This window comes from Pseudonocardia parietis, assembly GCF_017876315.1.
GTDB lineage: Bacteria > Actinomycetota > Actinomycetes > Mycobacteriales > Pseudonocardiaceae > Pseudonocardia > Pseudonocardia parietis.
This window is the reverse complement of sequence record NZ_JAGINU010000001.1, coordinates 2,920,467-2,939,228: the sequence shown is the minus strand read 5'-3', so window position 1 is coordinate 2,939,228 and position 18,762 is coordinate 2,920,467. Positions and strand designations below refer to the sequence as shown.

Annotated in this window: 18 protein-coding genes; 10 read left to right on the top strand and 8 right to left on the bottom strand. The window is 73.8% G+C overall.

Annotated features, from left to right (window positions below; all coding sequences use genetic code 11):
- Nucleotides 1-84: 84 nt before the first annotated feature.
- Nucleotides 85-876: a PadR family transcriptional regulator gene (locus JOF36_RS13910; protein WP_245350821.1), complete on the top strand. Its 792-nt coding sequence runs from the start codon at nucleotides 85-87 to the stop codon at nucleotides 874-876.
- Between the two features lie 63 nt (nucleotides 877-939).
- Here the strand turns inward: JOF36_RS13910 and JOF36_RS13905 are convergent, their stop codons facing one another.
- The gene (locus tag JOF36_RS13905) at nucleotides 940-2,235 is read right to left on the bottom strand and encodes an MFS transporter (RefSeq protein ID WP_210027219.1); all 1,296 of its coding nucleotides are present in this window, start codon (nucleotides 2,233-2,235) and stop codon (nucleotides 940-942) included.
- A gap of 128 nt (nucleotides 2,236-2,363) precedes the next feature.
- On the opposite strand from JOF36_RS13905, the gene JOF36_RS13900 reads away from it, so the two are divergent.
- Nucleotides 2,364-3,335 (top strand): proteasome assembly chaperone family protein, encoded by a 972-nt coding sequence (locus JOF36_RS13900; protein WP_210027217.1) that lies wholly within the window; start codon nucleotides 2,364-2,366, stop codon nucleotides 3,333-3,335.
- 43 nt (nucleotides 3,336-3,378) lie between these two features.
- Here the strand turns inward: JOF36_RS13900 and JOF36_RS13895 are convergent, their stop codons facing one another.
- Nucleotides 3,379-5,739 (bottom strand): thiamine pyrophosphate-binding protein, encoded by a 2,361-nt coding sequence (locus tag JOF36_RS13895; protein ID WP_210027216.1) that lies wholly within the window; start codon nucleotides 5,737-5,739, stop codon nucleotides 3,379-3,381.
- Between the two features lie 300 nt (nucleotides 5,740-6,039).
- Here JOF36_RS13895 and JOF36_RS13890 point away from each other — a divergent pair, with 300 nt between their 5' ends.
- From JOF36_RS13890 to JOF36_RS13875, 4 genes are all read left to right on the top strand, one after another.
- On the top strand, nucleotides 6,040-6,507 hold the full coding sequence (locus JOF36_RS13890) for an Lrp/AsnC family transcriptional regulator (RefSeq protein WP_210035576.1): 468 nt from the start codon (nucleotides 6,040-6,042) through the stop codon (nucleotides 6,505-6,507).
- 57 nt (nucleotides 6,508-6,564) lie between these two features.
- Nucleotides 6,565-7,956, top strand: a complete 1,392-nt coding sequence (locus JOF36_RS13885) for a serine hydrolase domain-containing protein (protein WP_210027215.1) — start codon at nucleotides 6,565-6,567, stop codon at nucleotides 7,954-7,956.
- Between the two features lie 141 nt (nucleotides 7,957-8,097).
- Nucleotides 8,098-9,915, top strand: coding sequence for a BCCT family transporter (locus JOF36_RS13880; RefSeq protein WP_210027214.1), 1,818 nt, complete (start codon nucleotides 8,098-8,100; stop codon nucleotides 9,913-9,915).
- 260 nt (nucleotides 9,916-10,175) lie between these two features.
- On the top strand, nucleotides 10,176-11,924 hold the full coding sequence (locus JOF36_RS13875) for a hypothetical protein (protein ID WP_210027213.1): 1,749 nt from the start codon (nucleotides 10,176-10,178) through the stop codon (nucleotides 11,922-11,924).
- 21 nt (nucleotides 11,925-11,945) lie between these two features.
- On the opposite strand, the gene JOF36_RS13870 is transcribed toward JOF36_RS13875, so the two are convergent.
- The 3 genes from JOF36_RS13870 to JOF36_RS13860 form a co-directional block, all read right to left on the bottom strand.
- Complete coding sequence (locus JOF36_RS13870; RefSeq protein ID WP_210027212.1) at nucleotides 11,946-12,911, bottom strand: NADPH:quinone oxidoreductase family protein; 966 nt, start codon at nucleotides 12,909-12,911, stop codon at nucleotides 11,946-11,948.
- Nucleotides 12,912-12,990: 79 nt separating this feature from the next.
- Nucleotides 12,991-13,293 carry a hypothetical protein gene (locus JOF36_RS13865; protein ID WP_210027211.1) on the bottom strand — a complete coding sequence of 101 codons (303 nt, stop codon included), beginning with the start codon at nucleotides 13,291-13,293 and terminating at the stop codon, nucleotides 12,991-12,993.
- Between the two features lie 148 nt (nucleotides 13,294-13,441).
- Nucleotides 13,442-13,870 carry a hypothetical protein gene (locus JOF36_RS13860; protein ID WP_210027210.1) on the bottom strand — a complete coding sequence of 143 codons (429 nt, stop codon included), beginning with the start codon at nucleotides 13,868-13,870 and terminating at the stop codon, nucleotides 13,442-13,444.
- 345 nt (nucleotides 13,871-14,215) lie between these two features.
- Here JOF36_RS13860 and JOF36_RS13855 point away from each other — a divergent pair, with 345 nt between their 5' ends.
- Genes JOF36_RS13855 through JOF36_RS13845 form a run of 3 tightly spaced genes read left to right on the top strand, consistent with a single transcriptional unit; the run spans nucleotide 14,216 to nucleotide 16,195 of the window.
- Nucleotides 14,216-14,761, top strand: a complete 546-nt coding sequence (locus tag JOF36_RS13855; RefSeq protein ID WP_210027208.1) for a hypothetical protein — start codon at nucleotides 14,216-14,218, stop codon at nucleotides 14,759-14,761.
- 19 nt (nucleotides 14,762-14,780) lie between these two features.
- Entirely contained in the window at nucleotides 14,781-15,833 is a 1,053-nt protein-coding gene (locus JOF36_RS13850; protein WP_210027207.1) for a DNA polymerase IV, read from the top strand.
- Nucleotides 15,830-16,195, top strand: coding sequence for a hypothetical protein (locus JOF36_RS13845; RefSeq protein ID WP_210027206.1), 366 nt, complete (start codon nucleotides 15,830-15,832; stop codon nucleotides 16,193-16,195). The genes JOF36_RS13850 and JOF36_RS13845 overlap by 4 nt, the downstream gene beginning before the upstream one ends.
- 10 nt (nucleotides 16,196-16,205) lie before the next feature.
- On the opposite strand, the gene JOF36_RS13840 is transcribed toward JOF36_RS13845, so the two are convergent.
- Together JOF36_RS13840 and JOF36_RS13835 are read right to left on the bottom strand one after the other, a co-directional pair.
- Nucleotides 16,206-16,571, bottom strand: a complete 366-nt coding sequence (locus tag JOF36_RS13840) for a hypothetical protein (RefSeq protein WP_210027205.1) — start codon at nucleotides 16,569-16,571, stop codon at nucleotides 16,206-16,208.
- Nucleotides 16,572-16,669: 98 nt separating this feature from the next.
- Nucleotides 16,670-17,110 (bottom strand): DoxX family protein, encoded by a 441-nt coding sequence (locus tag JOF36_RS13835; protein ID WP_210027204.1) that lies wholly within the window; start codon nucleotides 17,108-17,110, stop codon nucleotides 16,670-16,672.
- Between the two features lie 155 nt (nucleotides 17,111-17,265).
- On the opposite strand from JOF36_RS13835, the gene JOF36_RS13830 reads away from it, so the two are divergent.
- Entirely contained in the window at nucleotides 17,266-17,748 is a 483-nt protein-coding gene (locus tag JOF36_RS13830; protein ID WP_210027203.1) for a hypothetical protein, read from the top strand.
- 34 nt (nucleotides 17,749-17,782) lie between these two features.
- Here the strand turns inward: JOF36_RS13830 and JOF36_RS13825 are convergent, their stop codons facing one another.
- Complete coding sequence (locus JOF36_RS13825) at nucleotides 17,783-18,706, bottom strand: TauD/TfdA dioxygenase family protein (protein ID WP_210027202.1); 924 nt, start codon at nucleotides 18,704-18,706, stop codon at nucleotides 17,783-17,785.
- Between the last annotated feature and the right edge of the window lie 56 nt (nucleotides 18,707-18,762).

Genomic DNA, 18,762 nt, shown 5'->3' with positions numbered 1-18,762 from the left:
CGTTGCAGTTGCGACCGTTCCCGATATATCGTGATGGCACACGAGCCGATCGAAGAGGAGGCTCGCGACGAGAGGACACAGGTCATGACCACGCACGAGACGCCCTGGGGCCCGACCTTCGGACGTGGGTTCCGCCGCCCGCGGTTCGCCCGGCCCGGCCCAGCCCGCCCCGACTTCTGCGGCCCCGAGGAGGCAGCCATGCACGACGAGAACGACGAGGAGCACGGCCCACACCGTGGACACCGGCACCACCGGGGGCCGCGCGGTCGCGGCCGTGGGCCGGGTGGCCCGTTCGGTCCCGGCTTCGGGCCCGGCGGCCCCTTCGGTCCGGGCGGCTTCGGCCCGGGCGGCTTCGGGCCGGGCGGCTTCGGGCCGGGAGGTTTCGGGCCCGGCGGGCCGGGGCGCGGGTTCGGCCGCCGCGGTCGGCGCACCGCCCGCGGCGACGTCCGGACGGCGGTGCTCGCCGTCCTCGCCGACGGGCCGCGGCACGGCTACGAGATCATCCAGGAGATCACCGCCCGCTCGGGTGGCCAGTGGAAGCCGAGCCCCGGCTCGGTCTACCCGATGCTGTCCCAGCTGGAGGACGAGCGCCTGGTCCGTTCCGAGCAGACCGACGGCCGTCGCGTCGTCCACCTGACCGAGGAGGGCACCCGGCACGTCGAGGAGCACCGCGCCGCGCTGGACGCGGTCTGGGCGCCGTTCTCCGAAGAGAACGCGACCGGTGACGAACCGGGCGACGGGCTCGGCGAGGAGCTGTCGAAGCTGTTCGCCGCCGCCCAGCAGGTCGCCGCGGCAGGCTCGGCCGAGCAGATCACCTCGGCGACCGAGTCACTGGCCGAGGCCCGCAAGGCGCTCTACCGGCTGCTGGCCGAGTGATCCGGACGCGTACCCGGTGCTCCCGTGCGGGGTACCGGGTACGCGCGAACGGCCCCGGAGGGCTCACGCGCGCCGGCGACGCCGGTTCCGCCGCAGCGCCTCCCGCAGCGGCGGGACCACGGTGCCCTCGGCCGCCATCACCCGCCGCGCCTTGCGCCGCGAGCCGAGCACCCCGAGCGTGGTGATCGCCCAGATCGGGAACTGGACCAGCCAGGCGACCCGGAACGCCTCGGGCGTGTAGCCGCCCGCGATCCCCAGTACCGCACCGACCAGCAAGGTCGTCGTCAGCGACGCGGTGAACCCGCCGACGTTGACGATCCCGACGGCCGTCCCGCGGCGGTGCTCCGGGTTGAACGTGCGGGCGTAGTCGAACCCGACGGCCGAGCTGGGGCCGTTCGCGGCCAGCACCAGCACCAGCAGCACCAGCAGCCACAGCGGCGCGGGCGGCGGCACCAGCAGCACCACGGCCCACACCAGCGCCGTCGCCCCGATCACGGACAGCACGAGCCAGGACCGGCGCAGCGGGTGCCGGGCGGTGAGCTCGCCGAAGACCGGCCCGACGACGGCGCCGCCCAGCACCAGCACCGTCAGCATCACCGAGGCCCCGGTCGTGCTCATGCCCTGCCCGGCGACCAGGTACGGCACCCCCCACAGCAGCGCGAACACCAGGCCGGAGAACTGGGTGCCCGCGTGCGTCCACAGCCCGAGCCGGGTGCCGGGATGGCGCCAGGCCTCCTTCAGGCCGTCGATCACCTCGCGCGGGCTCGCCGCGGGCCCGGGCGCCGGGCTGCCCGGGGGCCGGTCCCGGAACACCGCGAGCACCGCGATAACGGCGACCAGGCCGGCCGCGGCCGCGGCGAGGAACGCCGTCGTCCAGCCGTAGCCGTGCAGCAGGCTGGCCAGCGGGATCGCGGACAGCACCTGGCCGAACTGGCCGAGCAGCGCCGTCAGCTGGGTCATCAGCGGCACCCGGCGGGCCGGGAACCACACCGACACCACCGACAGCACGGAGATGAACGTCAGGGCGTCCCCGACCCCGACCAGCACCCGGGCGGCGATCGCCAGCGGCAGGGCCGTCGCCACCGCGACCAGCACCTGCGCGGCCGTCATCGTCAGGGCACCGGCCAGCACCATCGCCCGCGCGCCGAACCGGTCGAGCAGCAACCCGACCGGCACCTGCAGCGCCGCGTACACCAGCAGCTGCAGGACGAGGAAACCGGCGAGCACCGTCGGCGACGCGTCGAACCGTTCGGCGGCGTCGAGCCCGGCGACGCCGAACGAGCTCCGTTGCAGCACCGCCACCGTGTAGGCGAGGAGACCGGCGGACCAGACCAGGTAAGCGCGCTGTGAGGAGTGCATGACCCTGCACATTGTGGTGCACGCCCACGGCCGTCGGCCCCGGAGGAGGAGACGGCTCACACCACCATCAGCACAACGGTGCCCGGCGGCTCCGGATAGGGTCGGTCGCGCACGCCACGACATGGAGGATGCCGGTGCTCGATCCCGCTCAGCTCTACCAGGTCGATCCGGCCGCTCCGAAGCTCGACGAGCCCGTGCTGATCGTCGTGCTGGACGGGTTCGTGGACGCCGGCAACGCGGCCGCCCTCGCCGTCGGCGCGCTGTCGGACGGGCGCGAGGCCAAGCGGGTCGCCGGCTTCGACGTCGACCAGCTCATCGACTACCGCTCCCGGCGCCCACCACTGCGGTACGAGACCGACCGCTGGAGCGAGTACGACCCGCCCACGCTCGACGTCGTCGCCTTCACCGACACCGGCGAGACCGGGTACCTGCTGCTGTCGGGCCCGGAGCCGGACACCCAGTGGGAACGGTTCGTCGCCGCGGTGGGGCTGCTGGTCGAGCAGCTCGGCGTCCGCCTGGTGATCACCCTGCAGGGCATTCCGATGGCCGTGCCGCACACCCGGCCGATCGGCGTGACCGCGCACGCGACCCGCCCGGAGCTGGTCGAGGGGCACACGCCCTGGTTCGCGACAGCCGACGTCCCGGGCAGCGCGGCCGCCCTGCTGGAGTTCCGGCTCGGCCAGGCCGGGCAGGACGCGATGGGCTTCGCGGTGCACGTCCCGCACTACCTCGCGCGCTCGGCGTACCCGCAGGCCGCGCGGGTACTGCTGGACCATGCCGGCCTCGCGGCGGGGCTGTACCTGCCGACCGAGACGCTGACCCGTGCCGCCGAGCAGGCCGACACCGAGATCGCCGAGCAGATGGCGGACTCGGACGAGGTCGGCCAGGTGGTGAAGGCGCTCGAGGAGCAGTACGACCAGGTGGCCGCCGCCCGCGAGTCCGGCAACCTGACCGACGGTCTGGAGGGCGGTGAGCTCCCCAGCGGTGACGAGCTGGCCGCCGAGTTCGAGCGGTTCCTCGCCCAGAGCGAGAAGCCCGAGGGCGGCAAGTCCGGTCACGACGACGACCCGCCCCGCGAGCCCCCCACGTCCCCGGCCTGACCCGGTCGGAGGCTGCTCGTCCCGAGCAGCCTCCGCCGGGGCGCTACAGCAGGTCCGCCGCCGCGCCGACCACGGCGTCGGCGTCCAGGCCGTGGTGGGCGTACACCGAGGCGAGGTCGCCGGACTGCCCGAACCGCGACACGCCCAGGTGGGTGGCCGGCACCTGGTTGATCCCGGCCAGGAACGCGAGCGTGTGCGGGTGCCCGTCGAGCAGGGTGATCAGCGGTGCCGCCCGCCGGGCCGGGAACGCCGACTCGAGGATCCACGGCTCGGCCTGTGCCCGGGCCGGCCGCCCGGCGCGGGCCTGCACGGCGTCGAACAGCAGCCCGGGGCTGGTCACGCAGACCACGTCCACCGCGTGGCCCTGCTCGGCGAGCCGGTCGGCGGCGGTGAGCGCCTCGGTCAGCAGCGGGCCCATCGCGGCGATCGTCAGGTCCGGGCTCCCGCCCGCCGCCCGGCGCAGCGGGTACGCCCCGGCGACGACCTGGCGGCGGCGCCGCTCACGGGCCGCCGGATCGGCCGGGATCGCGGCCAGGGACTGGTCGACCGGCCGGGTGGACAGCCGCAGGTACGCCGATGTCCCGTCCGGGCGCCCGAGCCGGGCCAGCGACGCCAGCAGCGTCCACTCGACGTCGATCGCGAAGGCGGGCTCGTAGCTCACGCACCCCGGCCGCTCCAGCCCGACCGACGGCGTCGTGACCGACTGGTGGGCCCCGCCCTCGGGCGCCAGCGACACCCCGGACGGCGTCCCGACCAGGATCGACTGGCCGCCGGCGTACATCCCGAACGACCACGGCTCCAGCGCACGCTCGACGAACGGGTCGTAGAGCACCCCGATGGGCAGCACCGGCTCGCCCCACCGCGACCAGGTGGCGCCGAGCTCGCCGAGCGCGCCGACCAGGTTGCCCTCGGCGATGCCGAGCTCCAGGTGCTGGCCGGTGGGCCGCTCGCGCCAGTGCAGGATCGTCTCGGGATCGTCGTCGAACCAGTCCTTGCGCTCGGCCGTCGACCAGACGCCGACCTTGTTCACCCAGCCGCCGAGGTTGGTCGACGACGACACGTCCGGGCAGAGCGTGACCACCCGGGCCGCCGCGTCCGGTGCCTCCCGGGTGAGGTCGAGCAGGGCCCGGCCGAGCGCGGCCTGGGTGGTGGCACGCCCGGACGGGGTCCGGCCGATGTCGGTGGGCAGCGCGGGGACCGGCGTCGGCGCCGGCTCCTCGCGGTGCAGCCGCCGCGCGGTCTCCGCACACAGCCGGCCGGCAGCGGAGTCGGCGGGGAAACGCCGCCACGGGTCGTCGGGGTCCGCGCCGACCGCGTCGGCGAGCGTCGCCATCTGGTCGGCGTTCAGGATCGAGCCGTGGTTCTGCGGGTGCCCCGCGGTGGCCAGGCCGTGGCCCTTGACGGTGTAGGCGAGGATCACGGTCGGCCGGGAGTCGTCGATCTCGTCGAACGCCTCGCGCAGCGCCGTGAGGTCGTGCCCGCCGAGGTTGCGGACGGCGGCGAGCAGCGTCGCGTCGTCCAGTCCCTCGACCAGCTCGGCGAGGCCGGCCCCGCCGGATCCCGGGCCCACGTCCGGGAGCCGGGTGCGGACCTCGGCGGCATCGCAGCGCAGCAGGCGCTGGTACTCCGGGTTCGGCATCCCGTCGATCCGGGCGCGCAGCGCGTCCCCGCCGGGGCGCGCGAACAGCTCCTGCAGCAGCCGGCCGTACTTGACGGTGAGCACCTGCCACCCGGCGGCGCGGAACATGCCCTCGATCCGCGGGGTGCCGATGTTCGGCACGACCCGGTCCAGCGACTGCCGGTTCAGGTCGACGATCCAGACGACCTCGCCGAGCTCGCCGACCATCGGGTCGAGGATCGCCTCCCAGACCGCGCCCTCGTCGAGCTCGGCGTCACCGACCAGGGAGTACTGCCTGCCCGGCCGGCCGGCGTCGCCGGCGGGGTCCTGGTCGAACCGGGCGGAGACGTAGCGCCGGGCGAGCGCGCCCCAGATCGGGGCGGTCGCGCCGATGCCGACCGAGCCGGTCGAGTAGTCGACGGGATCGGGGTCCTTGGTCCGTGAGGGGTAGGACTGCAGCCCGCCGAACGCGCGCAGCGTCGGCAGGTAGGACTCGTCCAGCTCGCCGAGCAGGTAGTTGATCGCGTGCAGCACCGGTGAGGCGTGCGGTTTCACCGAGACCCGGTCCTCGGCCCGCAGGTGCTCGAACCAGAGCGCGGTCATGATCGTCACCATCGACGCCGACGACGCCTGGTGCCCGCCGACCTTGAGGCCGCTGGGGTCACCGCGCCGGTTGGCCGCATCGATGATCGCGGTGGACAGCCACAGCACCCGCTCCCCGATCTCGGTCAGTGGCTCCCCGGCCGGGGACGGCGGGGCGTACGACGGGTCGGCAGCGGTGCTCATCGAGATCTCCAGATTCGTCACTGCTCGCGCAGGTTGCCCACACAGCGCACCACCGGCACGATGATTGCACAACCGGAGCGGTAGAGACCGTGCAGAATGCACGGTCCGGCCCGCCCGAGCGACGTCAGGACGGGCAGAGTGCACACCGACGACCGCACCCACGCCGGCAACCGGCGGGCCGCGCCGCACGCCGCGGCTCCGCACTCCGCGGCCCCGCACGCTGCAGCCCCGCACTCCGCGCCCCCGGACGGCACGGCGTCGCACGATCCGGCGCCACACGATCCGGCCCCGCCCGCCCGGATGGGCCTCGACGGCCACGACGCCCGGCTGCTCCTCGCGCTGGCCGACGACCCACGGGCGACCGTGCTGGCCCTGGCCGAGACGGTCGGTCTCTCCCGCAACACCGTGCAGGCGCGGCTGGCGAAGCTGGACCGGCTCGGCGCGCTGGACACCTTCGAACGCCGCGTCGACCCGGCCGCGCTGGGGTACCCGCTGACCGCGTTCGTCACGGTGCGGGTGGTGCAGCGCGAGCTCGCCGCGGTGGCCGGCGCGCTGGACCGGGTCCCCGAGGTCCTCGAGGTGCACGGCATCTCCGGTGAGGAGGATCTGCTGGTGCACCTGGTCGCCCGCGACGCCGACGACCTCTACCGGATCGCCGGGCACCTGCTCGCCATCGCGGGGGTCGAACGGACGTCGACGTCGCTGGTCATGCGGTCGCTGGTCGGGTTCCGCACCGCTCCCCTGCTGCGCCGTCTCCGGGACCGGTGACACCCCCACCGTGACACCTCCGCCGTGGCGCCCCGCGCGGCACTACGGTCTTCAGGCGTGCCCGAACTCCTCCCCTCGACCCAGCGCACCCTGCTCGCCCGCGTCGCCCGCGCCCAGCGCGACGGCCGCGTCCCCTCGCTCGTCGCCGGCGTCGTCCGCGACGGCGGCCTGGCCTGGCACACCGGGCGGGGCGCGCTGCCCGGGGACGCGGCGCCGGACGACGTCCAGTACCGGATCGGGTCGATCACCAAGACGGTCTGCGCGATCACCGTGCTCCGGCTGCGCGACGAGGGCCGCCTCGATCTCGACGACCGGCTGGACGAGCACCTGCCCGGCACCCCGCTCGGGGACCGGACGCTCGGCCAGCTCCTCGCTCACTTGGCAGGTGCCGGCGCGGAGAGTCCCGGGCTCTGGTGGGAGCGCACGCCGGGCGGGTCCCTGGAGCAGCTCAAGCTCTCCGACGACGACCGGGTGCTGCCGGCCGGCCGGCGGTTCCACTACTCGAACCTCGGTTTCGGCCTGCTCGGCGAGCTCGTCGCCCGGGCGCGGGGCCGGGACTGGACCGAGGTCGCCCGCCGCGAGGTGCTGCTCCCGCTCGGCATGACCCGCACGTCGCCCCGGCCGCAGGCGCCCGCCGCCGAGGGGCACGCCGTGCACCCCTGGGCCGAGCTGACCCTGCCCGAGCCCGAGCACGACGCCGGTGTGATGGCACCGGCCGGCCAGCTCTGGTGCACCGCGCGCGACCTCGCCCGGCTGGGCGCGTTCCTGCTCGGCGACACCGGCGGGGTGCTGTCACCCGCGACCGTCGAGGAGATGACGCTGCCGGCCGGCATCGACTCCACGTCGCCGATCTGGGCCGGTTACGGCCTCGGCGTGCAGGTGCACCGCGTCGACGGCGCAACGCTGGTCGGCCACGGCGGCTCGATGCCCGGCTTCCTGGCCGGGCTCTGGGTGGACCGCGAGGAGGGCACCGGCGCGCTGGCGATGGGCAACACGACGGCCGGGATGGACTCCGGGCTCGGCGCCGGGCTGCTCGCCGACCTCCGTGCGGCGGAGCCGCGGATCGTCGACGCCTGGGCACCGGAGCCGTCACCGGTGGATCCGTCGCTGCTGGGCCCCTGGTTCTGGGGGCCGTCGCCGTACGTCCTGCGCGCGGTCGCGGGCGGGATGCTGCACCTGGGCGGACTGGGACGGCCCGGACGGTCGTCGCGGTTCCGCCCCGGCCCGGACGGGGCCTGGATCGGGCTGGACGGCTACTTCGCCGGGGAGACACTGCGGATCGGCGACGACCATCTGTGGCTGGCCACCTTCGTCCTCACCCGCACCCCCTACGACCCCGCGGCGCCGGTACCCGGCGGGGTGGACGGTGCCGGCTGGCGGCCAGAACTCCGCCCCTCGGGCGCCCCGGAGTCCGATACCGAATCGAGACAGTCGCGCACAACGCACTGACCTGCAATGATGCGTTCCCGCCGCGCGAGGCGGCCACGGCACCGTCAGGGGGTCGCCTACACTCCCTCGACAACACGAAAACTTGTGCTCGTTTCACGTATTCGACCGGGAGGGGGATGCGCCCGCAGGGCGTGACCTGTCATGACACAGGCGGAACCACGCACGGACTCCGGCGCTGCCGGGTCCGGTGAGAGTCGGCCACGTACCGACTGGACGATCTTCGGAGTGGGCGCGGCCATCGCGCTGCTGTTCGTGATCTGGGGCATCGCCGCTCCGGACAGCCTGAGCAGCACCTCCGGAGCCATGCTCGACGTCGTGATGCGCGCCGGTGGCTGGGGGTTCATCCTCGCGGCGACAGGGTTTGTCGTGTTCGCGTTGTTCCTGGCGTTCAGCAAGTTCGGCCGGATCAAGCTCGGCACCGACACCGAGGAGCCGGAGTTCCGGACGGTGTCGTGGATCGCCATGATGTTCTCCGCCGGCATGGGCATCGGCCTGATGTTCTTCGGCGTGAACGAGCCGCTCTCGTTCTTCACCACGTCGGTACCGCCCGGCGCGGCCGAGCCCGGGACGACCGAGGCGATGCAGGTGGCCATGGCCACCTCGCTGTTCCACTGGACCCTGCACCCGTGGTCGATCTACGCCGTGGTCGGCCTGGCCATCGCCTACTCGACCTTCCGCAAGGGCCGCCGCCAGCTCATCAGCCAGGCGTTCATCCCGCTGATCGGCAAGTCGGCGGCCGAGGGGCCGATCGGCAAGGCGATCGACATCCTGGCGATCTTCGCGACCCTGTTCGGGTCCGCGGCGTCGCTGGGGATCGGCGCCTTCCAGATCGGCGGCGGCATGCAGATCGTCGGCTGGACCGACGGGGCGGCGGGCCCCGGCGTCCTCGCCGGCATCATCGTCGTGCTCACCGCGGCGTTCGTCCTGTCCGCGGTCTCCGGCATCGCCCGCGGCATCCAGTGGCTCTCGAACATCAACATGGTGCTGGCAGGCGTGCTGGCGCTGTTCGTGTTCGTCGTCGGGCCGACGGTGATCATCCTCGACCTGATCCCGACCTCCATCGGGGCGTACTTCACCCAGTTCTTCGAGATGGTCGGGCGCACCGAGGCCGTCGGCGGGGAGCCGATGCTGGAGTGGCTGTCCGGCTGGACGGTCTTCTACTGGGCCTGGTGGATCTCCTGGACGCCGTTCGTCGGCATGTTCCTGGCCCGCATCTCGCGGGGACGCACCATCCGGGAGTTCGTCGGCGGCGTCATCCTGGCACCGAGCCTGGTCTCGCTGGTCTGGTTCTGCATCTTCGGCGGCACCGCGATCACCCAGTCCCAGGGCGGCGCCCAGTTCTCCGACGACTCCAACGTCCAGCTGTTCGAGATGCTCGGGGCGTACCCGCTGGCGTCCGTCACCGGCGTCCTGGTGATGATCCTGGTCGGCATCTTCTTCGTCTCCGGTGCCGACGCGGCGTCGATCGTCATGGGCACCCTGTCGCAGCGCGGCACCATCGAGCCGAGCAAGTGGGTCGTCATCTTCTGGGGCGCGGTGATGGGCGCCGTCGCCGTCCTCATGCTGGTCACCGGCGGTGAGGACGCACTGGGCGGCATCCAGAGCCTGACCATCCTGGTCGCCGCACCGTTCGCGGTGATCATGGTCATGCTCTGCTTCGCGCTGTTCAAGGATCTGCGCCGCGACCCGGTGATCCTGCGCGAGCAGAAGGGCGCCGAGGTCATCGAGCAGGCCGTCGACTGGGCCACCGACCGGCACGGCGACGACTTCTACGTCAAGGTCGGCGCGCTCCCGGTGGAGGACGAGGACGGACCTCGCGACGACGGTTTCGCGAACGGGCCCGGTACCGGTCCCGGCTACACGATGACCGAGCCCGGCGAGGGCCCGGTCACGACCACGCCGGACGACACCGGCACCACGGGGCCGGACCGCAAGGACAGTCCGGTCGGCGGCGACTGAACCGGTCGGCGCACCGACCCGGCGGCCGGGCACCCACGGGGTGTCCGGCCGCCGTCGTTCGTGACAGGGTCGCTGTGGGGCAGGTCACGGGTCGGCGCGCCCGGTGAGCGGTCGGAGTGACCCGCCCGCCGCCCACTCGTTGCACCAGTACGACCTCCCGGTGCGCGGGTTCCCGCGCGCACCGGAGATCATCATCGGGCGGGGTGAACCCCCCGGACCCTGTGAGCGAACGGATGGAGGGACCTGACACAGTGGGCCGGATGCGTCTCGTCTTCACCCCCGGAGATGATCAGGGGTATGCCGAGGCCCGGAGCCGGCTCCTGGAGCAGTTCCACGTCTGGGCGCGGCGTCGCCGCGTCGAGGTGGACACTGCGCTCGTCGCCGCCGCCCTCGACTACAAGTACGCGCGCGACCGCCGCCTGGGCCGATGGACCCGCGCCCACATCGCCGACGCGCTCGGAATGTGGTTCCCGCGCAAGGTGACCGTCCTGGAACCGGACGACGTCGCCCCCGCGTTCCACGCACTGATCGAGTTCCTGGACGACCACGACTGGTTCGACCCGCAGTCGTCGTCCGACGACGCGCTGCACCGCCAGGTCGTCGACTCCACCCCCGCCCTGCACGACGGCCTCGCCGACGAGCGGAACTACGACCTCGGCAAGTTCTGGGGCGTCCAGCTGCACCGCAACGGCGTCGACCCGGCCGACCCGGGCGCCGTCCAGCGGTTCCTGGACCGTGCGGGCTCCGGGGAGGCCGATGTCGACCGGGCCGCCCTCGCCGAGATCATGCGGCGCGACGCCCGGCGCTCCGCCCGTGCCGAGTGGAACCCCGAGCTGCCGCCGGTGCCGATGCCCGGCGCGGCCACCCTCGTCGAGGCCGCGGAGCTCTCCGAGGGGCTCGACCTGCTGCGCAGGCTGACCGTGTGGGTGCGGGCCGGGCGACGGCTCACCTCGGACGGCCGGCTGGGCCGGGTCGACGCCCTCGACCTCGCCGCACACCTGCAGCTCGACCACCTCTACCGGGAGACCGCCCGTACCAGCGACGACCTGCCCGAGGTCTCGCTGCTGCTGCGCTGGGCCCGAGCCGCGCGGCTGGTCCGCGTCGTCCGCGGCCGGCTGCTGCCGGTGAAGACCGCGGGTCCCCTGCTGAACCGGCCGATCGAGCTCTGGCGGCGCGTGTTCGAGTCGGTCGGCAGACTCGGCGACAACCTGGGCGGCACCGACGTGTTCGGTGCGCCTTCGCTGTTCGGGATGTCGATGTCCGAGGCCTTCCCGATGCTGTGGGTGGGGCTCTACTGCGCCGGCGGCGGCCCGGTCCCGCTGGAGCACTTCCACCGCCAGGTCCGCGACACCGTCAACGACGAGGCCGGTTGCGTGGTCGACGACCTCGCCGGCGACGTCGAGCAGCGGCTGTGGCGGCGCGACGTCACGGCGTTGCTGGACGCCTGCGAGCTGCTCGGCGCGATCGAGCTGAGCGAGACCCTCGACGCCGACGAGCTCGATGCGCTCTCCCAGGTCGCGCACCGTGACGACCCGGACCCGACCGTCGTCATGCTGACCCCGATGGGCCTGTGGGCGGTGCACGAGTACCTGCTGGAGCAGGGCATGCACGTCCCGTCGCCCGGTGAGCTGGCCGACGAGGACGTCGAGTACCTCTGCGTCCGGATGGACGGGGTCCGCCGGGAGGTCGCCGAGGCCGAGCTGGCCGCCTGGACACGTGCCCGCGAGACCGGGGACGCGGTACGCGAGCTGGACCGGTTCCTGCGCCGCTGCGAGGTGCCCGCGCACCGGTCGCTGGCGCTGCACGCGCTGGGCGAGGCCGGCGCGGCGGGGCGGGCCGTCGCGGCCCGGCACCGGCTGCACGTCGCCGAGCCGGTCGCGGTGGCCCTGGAACCCGGCGCGGCCTGGTCCGGCCCGGCGCCCGCACCGCGCGACCCCACCGTGGCGGCACCCTCGTCGGCCCCGCACCCGCGGACCCCGGCCCGGCACAACCTGGAGCCGGCCGGCTGAGGGTCCGCGGCGCGGACCGGCTCAGACCTCCAGGACGACCTTCCCGGTGACGACGCGGTCGTCGATGCGCGAGAGCGCCTCGCCCGCCTTCTCCAACGGGAAGCGGTCGCTGATCAGCGGATCGAGCGCGCCGGAGCGCAGGTGCGGGAGCAGTGCGTCCCACTCGGCGCGCAGGAAGTCCACGCGGCCGAGCGCGTAGGCGCCCCAGCCGACACCGCGCACGTCGACGTTGTTCAGCAGGAGCCGGTTCACCTTCACCGTCGGGATGTCGCCCGCGGTGAACCCGACGACCATCACCCGGCCCAGCGGGGCCAGGCTGCGCAGCGAGTCGGTGAACCGGTCGCCACCGACCGGGTCGACGACCATGTCGACGCCGGCTCCGTCGGTGATCTCCTTGACCGCGTCCTTGAACCCCTCGACACCCACCGCGTGCGCCGCCCCGGCACGCTTCGCGATCTCGGCCTTGGCCTCGGTGGACGTCACACCGATCACGGTGGCACCGAGCGCGGCGGCGAGCTGGACCACCGCGGTGCCGACGCCACCGGCGGCGCCGTGCACCAGCACGGTCTCCCCCGCCTTCAGCCCGCCCCGGGCCACCAGCGTGAAGTGCGCGGTCAGGTAGTTCATCGGCAGGCAGGCGCCCGCGGCGAAGCCCACCTCGTCGGGCAGCGGGAGCACGGTCTGCTCGGGCACCGAGACGATCTCGCCGAACACCCCGGACATCGTGAACGCGACGACCCGGTCCCCGGGCGCGAACCGGCTGTCCGGCCCGGCCTCGCGCACCGTCCCGGCGCACTCCGAGCCGAGGGTGAACGGCGGATCCGGCTTGTACTGGTACAGGCCCTTGGTGAGCAGCAGGTCCGGAAAGTTCACCCCGGCCGCGGCGACGTCGACCAGTACCTCGCCCTCACCGCGTTCCGGCGGGTCCACCTCGGCGACCCGGACCGACGTGGGCCCTCCCAGCTCGACGACCTGCACTGCGCGCACGTGATCTCCTCGCTCCTACGACGGCGGCGTCGCCGCCATCGAACCACGAGCCCGACGGTGCGCGGGTGATCTACGCCGGCTACGCGTCGCCGTAGCGCGGGGTCCGCGGCTCACTGAGCGACTCGCAGAGCTCGGAGAGCCGCTGGTCGATGCGGTCCTGCACACGCTCCAGCGCGTCCAGCTCCAGCATCAGGTCCAGCGCGTCCCGGCGACCGTCGCTCCCGGACAAGACACGTTCCAGTTCGGTGCGCCGTTCCACGGTGCGCCGGCGGCAGGCGTCGGCGGTGGCCTTGTGCGCAGCGAGGCGGGCGCGGGCGGGCTCGGCGAGGCCGGCGCCACCCGAGACGGTGGCGACTCGTTCCTCGAGCAGGTGCGGGTTCACGACGGATCCCCTCCCGATGTGTCGGCGTGCGGTGGTGGTCCGCGTCGATTCGGCGCGGCGGTGACCGCCGCCACACCCACGCTAGACGATCAGCGTGTGCCACGCATCACACCAACGGCCGATCGGGAGCCGTGGCCGGGGAAACGAGTCAGTCGCCGCGGCGCGGCTGCGGGATCAGCTCGGCCGGAGTCCGGCGACGCTCGGCGACCAGGTCGGTCGTCAGGTGGAAGTGCCCGCGCCTCGAACGCCGGCAGAGGTACGCCCGCTGCGGTCGCCCGCCGAGCGCCTCCAGCTCACGGGCGGCGCACTCGGCGGCGTCCCGGTCCGGGTAGATGACCTTGCCGTCGCTGCCGGCGGCCCCCGCGGAACCGAACCGGCCGCGATCCTCGATCTCCCTGCGTCCGGGACGGCACACCTCGGGACGCCCGGAGCGCATCAGCCGGGCGTAGCGGCCCAGCACGCGTCCCCGCTCGGCGTCGGCGACCCCGCGGCCCGACGGCAGGTCCTCCACCGGGCGTCGCGCCGCCGGGATGAGCCTCGGGTGCACCGCCGGAATCCTGTCGAACTGCCCGTCCATGTCGCCTCCACGTCGCCGTCATCTGTGGATCGCTCACGACATCCTGCCTCGTTACCGAGCCCGATGGGGTAGCACGATCGTGTCACGCATCACCGACCGGCAACCCCGTCCGGCGACGGAGCGTCATACATGCCCGCATCCCGGCGCGGCGGCCGGACCGTTCGACGGTGACGGCCCGGAGGTTGTCACCCCAGTGGGTACGGCCGTCCGCAGCGGGCTGTGCACCCGATCGGTCGCACGTAGTCTGGGTACCCGACCCAGGCGTGAGATGAGTCACCGGGGATCGACCCACGGGGACCCGTGGCCCGGGCCGGACCCGCGAGCGGCCACGGGGGGACGAGGGAAATGGCGATCCAGCCGGAGACGGATATCGGCGACGGCGGCCCGTCGGGCCCGCACTGGGACCAGGTGTTCACGCCGTCCGACCTCGGGTCCGGGGTGTTCGACGTCCGCTGGGACCTGCGGCCCCGGCTGCGCCGCTGGCTCGCCCGGCACGACCTGCCCGCCGCCTCGGGCCGGGAGACGCACCGCCCCTCGATCGACGCGTGGGCCCTGCTGGACGGCGGCGTGATCGCGGTCTCCGCGGTGACCCTACCCGGCGGCCCGCCCGCCGCGCACCCGTCGCCGGGCGGGCCGACGCTGCCGTCTCCCCTGCTCACGCCGGGCATGCGGGTGATCGGCCACCGGGCCCTGCGGCTGCTCATCACGCGGCTGCGGCTGACCGGTCCCGCCCAGGCGCTGCGCGGGGAGCACCTGGACGTCCCCGGCGTCGTCGAGGACCTGTTCGACGCCCGGCAGCTCGACGCCGCGGCCGTCGAGCAGGCCGAGCTGCTCGCCACCTGCACCGATCGCTCCACGCTGCGCTGGGTCGTCACGGCGCTGCGGCCCTGAATCCGGCACTCTCGCTCCGGTGAGCCGCCGGATCCTGCACGCCGACCTCGACCAGTTCCTGGCCGCGGCCGAGCTGCTGCGCCGGCCCGAGCTCGCCGGGCGGCCGATCGTCGTCGGAGGGGACGCCGAGCAGCTCGGCGACCCGCAGGCCCGCACGGTCGTCGCGACGGCGTCCTACGAGGCGCGCGCCCTCGGCGTCCGCTCGGGGATGCCGACGCGGCTGGCGCGCCGCCGGCTGGAGGCCGCGGACGCCGTGTTCCTGCCGTCGGACAAGGAGTACTACGAGCAGGTCTCCGACGAGGTGATGCGCCTGCTGCGCGACCTCGGCGAACCGGTCGAGGTGATCGGGTGGGACGAGGCGTTCGTCCGCACCGACGGCGACCCGTGGGACCTCGCGCACCGGATCCGGGAGACGGTCGCCGCGACCGGTCTGTCGTGCGCGGTGGGGATCGGCGACAACACGCTGCGCGCGAAGACCGCGACCGGCTACGCGAAGCCGGGCGGCATCCACGAGCTGACCGCCGCGAACTGGTTCGCCACCCTCGGCGCCGACCCACCCGAGGCGCTGCCCGGCGTCGGGCGGGCCACCGCGAAGGCGCTCGCCGAGCTGGGGATCACCACGGTCGCCGGGCTCGCCGAGTCGCGCCCCGCTGACGTCGCCGCCCGGCTGGGGCCGAACCGCGGGCCGTACTACGTCTCGCTCGGCCGCGGGATGGGCCGCACCGAGCTGGACACCGGTCCGTGGGTGCCGCGCTCGCGCAGCCGGGAGACGACCTTCCCCACCGATCTCACCGACCGGTCCGCGCTGCACACCGAGCTGCGCACGCTCGCCCGGCGGGTCGCCGCCGACGTCGCGGCCGAGGACCGGGACTGCGTCCGCGTCGGCATCCGGGTCCGGACGCGGTCCTTCCGCACCACCACCCGCAGCCGGGCCCTCGATCCGCCCGGGCGCTCCGCCTGCGCGATCGCCGCCGTCGCCGCGGAGCTGCTCGACGAGCTGGACCCGGACCGCCCGGTGCGGCTGCTCGGGGTGCGGGCGGAGCTGGCCGAGGTGGGAGGCTCTCGGGCATGACGAGCTGGACCGCCGACGACTGCGCCGAGCACTGGGGCGTGCAGGTGGGGACCTGGAACTCCTACGTGAGCCGCGGGCAGGCCCCCGCACCGCTGCCGGCCCCCGGACCGGCCGGGCGGAAGGTGTGGGACGCCGGCGAGGTCCGGTCGTGGGACCGGCCGGGTGCCGGGCGACGGCGCACGTCCGGCGACGCCGAGGAGCTCCTCGACCGGATGCGCGAGGTCGGTGCGGAGCTCGAGGCGCTGCGGGCCCGGCAGAAGGAGCTGCTGCAGGCAGGCCGCGGAGCAGGCTGCGAGATCAGCGCCATGGCGTCGGCCCTGGGTATCTCCCGCCAGACCGCGTACGCCTGGCTGAAGGGCTGACGCCCCCGCACTATCCGATCGTGGTGGGGTAGTCGGCGGCTCCGGCCGCGATCGCCGCGGCGACGACCACCAGGGTCGCGACCGCGAACGGCCAGGAGATCCGGCGCTCGACCACGCGCAGCACCGTCATCGCCAGGCCGGCGATCCCGGCGGCGACCGCGACGACCAGCGAACAGCCCACCGAGACGAAGAGCTGCGACGAGCTACAGGTCCTCGACGGGCAGTGGTCCAGGAACGCCACGAGGAACACGGCGCCGAACACACCCAGTGCGACCAGGATCCCCGCGAGGGCGAGGGCGCTCCCGGAGAGCGCGACGTCCCACCTGATCAACGGCCGCCGGGGCGCGCCGGTGCGCGATGAGCCCGTCGGCGGCATGCACCCAACGGTACCCGTATCGCCCGGAGCGGGACAGATCGGACATCAGCCTTCGAAGGGCCGGTCAGCGGCGGAATACGGCCCCGCGCACCGGCCGATCAGGCGCCGACGGTCGCGCGGGAGCGGGCGTCGCGGCCCGCCAGCAGGTGGTCGACCGAGAAGCGCCCGGGACCCACTGCAGCGAGCGCGAGGGCGCCGGCCGCGATCACCCCGACCAGTTCCCACCCGCCGTCGGAGACGAACACGGCGGAACCGAAGTGCGCGAAGAGGAAGGCCCCTGCCATCGCGACGACCGTCGCCAGCCCGGCCACGGTCGTCGCGGCACCGGCGATCAGCAGGGCGCCGCCGAGGACCTCGACGGTCATGACGAACAGTGTGGACACGGTGGGCAGTGGAACGCCCATGCCGGCGAAGCCCTCGGCGGCGCCACCGACGCCCTTGCCGAGCTTCTGCAACCCGTGGGCGACCAGGACGACCCCGATCAGCAACCGTGTGACCAGCAGCGCGCCGTCGGAGAACGGAGCGGGAAGCGAACGCACTGATACACCTCTCAATGATTGAATGTTCACGCTTTGGCGTGACGAGAGTAGGGCACGGCGCCGTCCGGGCGCTCGGCGGGACCCGCCGTCGGCCGTCGCCGACACCCCGCTCCCCGGGTGACACGTCCCGTGTGCTCGTCGGGCACCCTGTACGCGTGCCACGCCTGCGACCCTCCGCCGAGCCGCCGCCCGCCCCGCTGTCGCGGTACTGGAAGACCTACGTGGCCGACTGCACCGAGCAGGTCCACCGCTTCCACCGGATCACCGAGGTGATCACCGCGGTGCAGATCCGCTCCTGGCTCGCCGAGATCGGCAAGCGGCTCGACACCGAACTGGAGGCCGTGCACCGGCTCGCGGCGGTCGGGGACTCGATCGAGCCGGCCCGCTTCCGGATCACCGAGCCACCGGCGAAGCGGATCGCGAACCGGCTGGACAAGGCGAAGTCGTCGTTGAAGCGCTCGGTGGACCAGGCCGCCGAGATCGCCGAGCAGGCGGTACTCGACCCGACGCACGACGACGTCCGGGTCCACCTCCAGGTGCTCGGTGAGCAGGTCGGCCGGCTGGCGATCGCCGCACCGCTGGAGGAGGACCCGGAGCCGGGGCCCCGACGTCGCCGGTGGCGGCGCAGCGTCTCCTGAGCCCGCTGCCCCGCCTCCGGCGTGTCCGGAATCGTCAGAAGGGCCGGTCCCCCGCGATCGCCACGCGCTCGGCGACCCGGCGGTGCGGGTGGTAGTCGCCGACGGCGTAGTGCTGGGTTGCCCGGTTGTCCCAGAACGCGACCGTGCCCTCGGTCCACCGGTAGCGGACCTGGTACTCCGGCACGTGGGCCTGGGCGAACAGGTGCCGCAACAGCGCGTCGGACTCCTCGCGCGCCATCCCCACGATCTCCGTGGTGAACGACGAGTTCACGAACAGGGTCCGCCGCCCGGTCTCCGGGTGGGTCCGGACGACCGGGTGGGTCACCGGCGGCAACCGGTCCTCGAGCCGGGCCAGCTTCCCCTCGTCGAGGAAGCGGGCGAAACCGGGGACCATGTCGTGGACGGCGACCGCGTCGTCGATCCGGGCCCTGACGTCGTCGGAGAGGTTGTCGTAGGCGACGGCCATGTCCGCCCACATCGTGTCGCCGCCGAACGGTGGCGTCTGCACCATCCGGAGCACGGCGCCCATCGCCGGCTCGGCGCGGAACGTGGTGTCGGCGTGCCAGATGTTCTCGTAGGTCTTCGTGCCCGCCCCGAACCGGACGACGTCGGCGGAGTCGCCCGTGTCCAGCAACGGGTTGGTCTCGAGCCCACCCCAGAGCAGGCCGAACTCGCGCTGCTGCGCACTCGTCATCTGCTGGCCGGGGAAGAACAGCACCTTCCACTCCAGCAGCGCGCGGTGCAGCTCGTCCCGCAGGTCGGCGCCGGGGACGGTGGAGAGGTCGATCCCGGTGATCTCGGCGCCGAGCGTCCGGCCGACCGGGGTGACGGTGACGAGCTCGTACGGTCGGTCCGGCCCGTCGCCGGGCAGGCGGCGCAGCACGCGCTCGCCCTCCAGCAGGTCGACGGCGGGGGTGGACCGGGGCCGGGAGACCGGCGTCTCGAGTTCGATCGTCACCCCACGATCATGCGTCGGACGACCGTGTCCGGACAACCGGGTGGCCCCCGTATCCG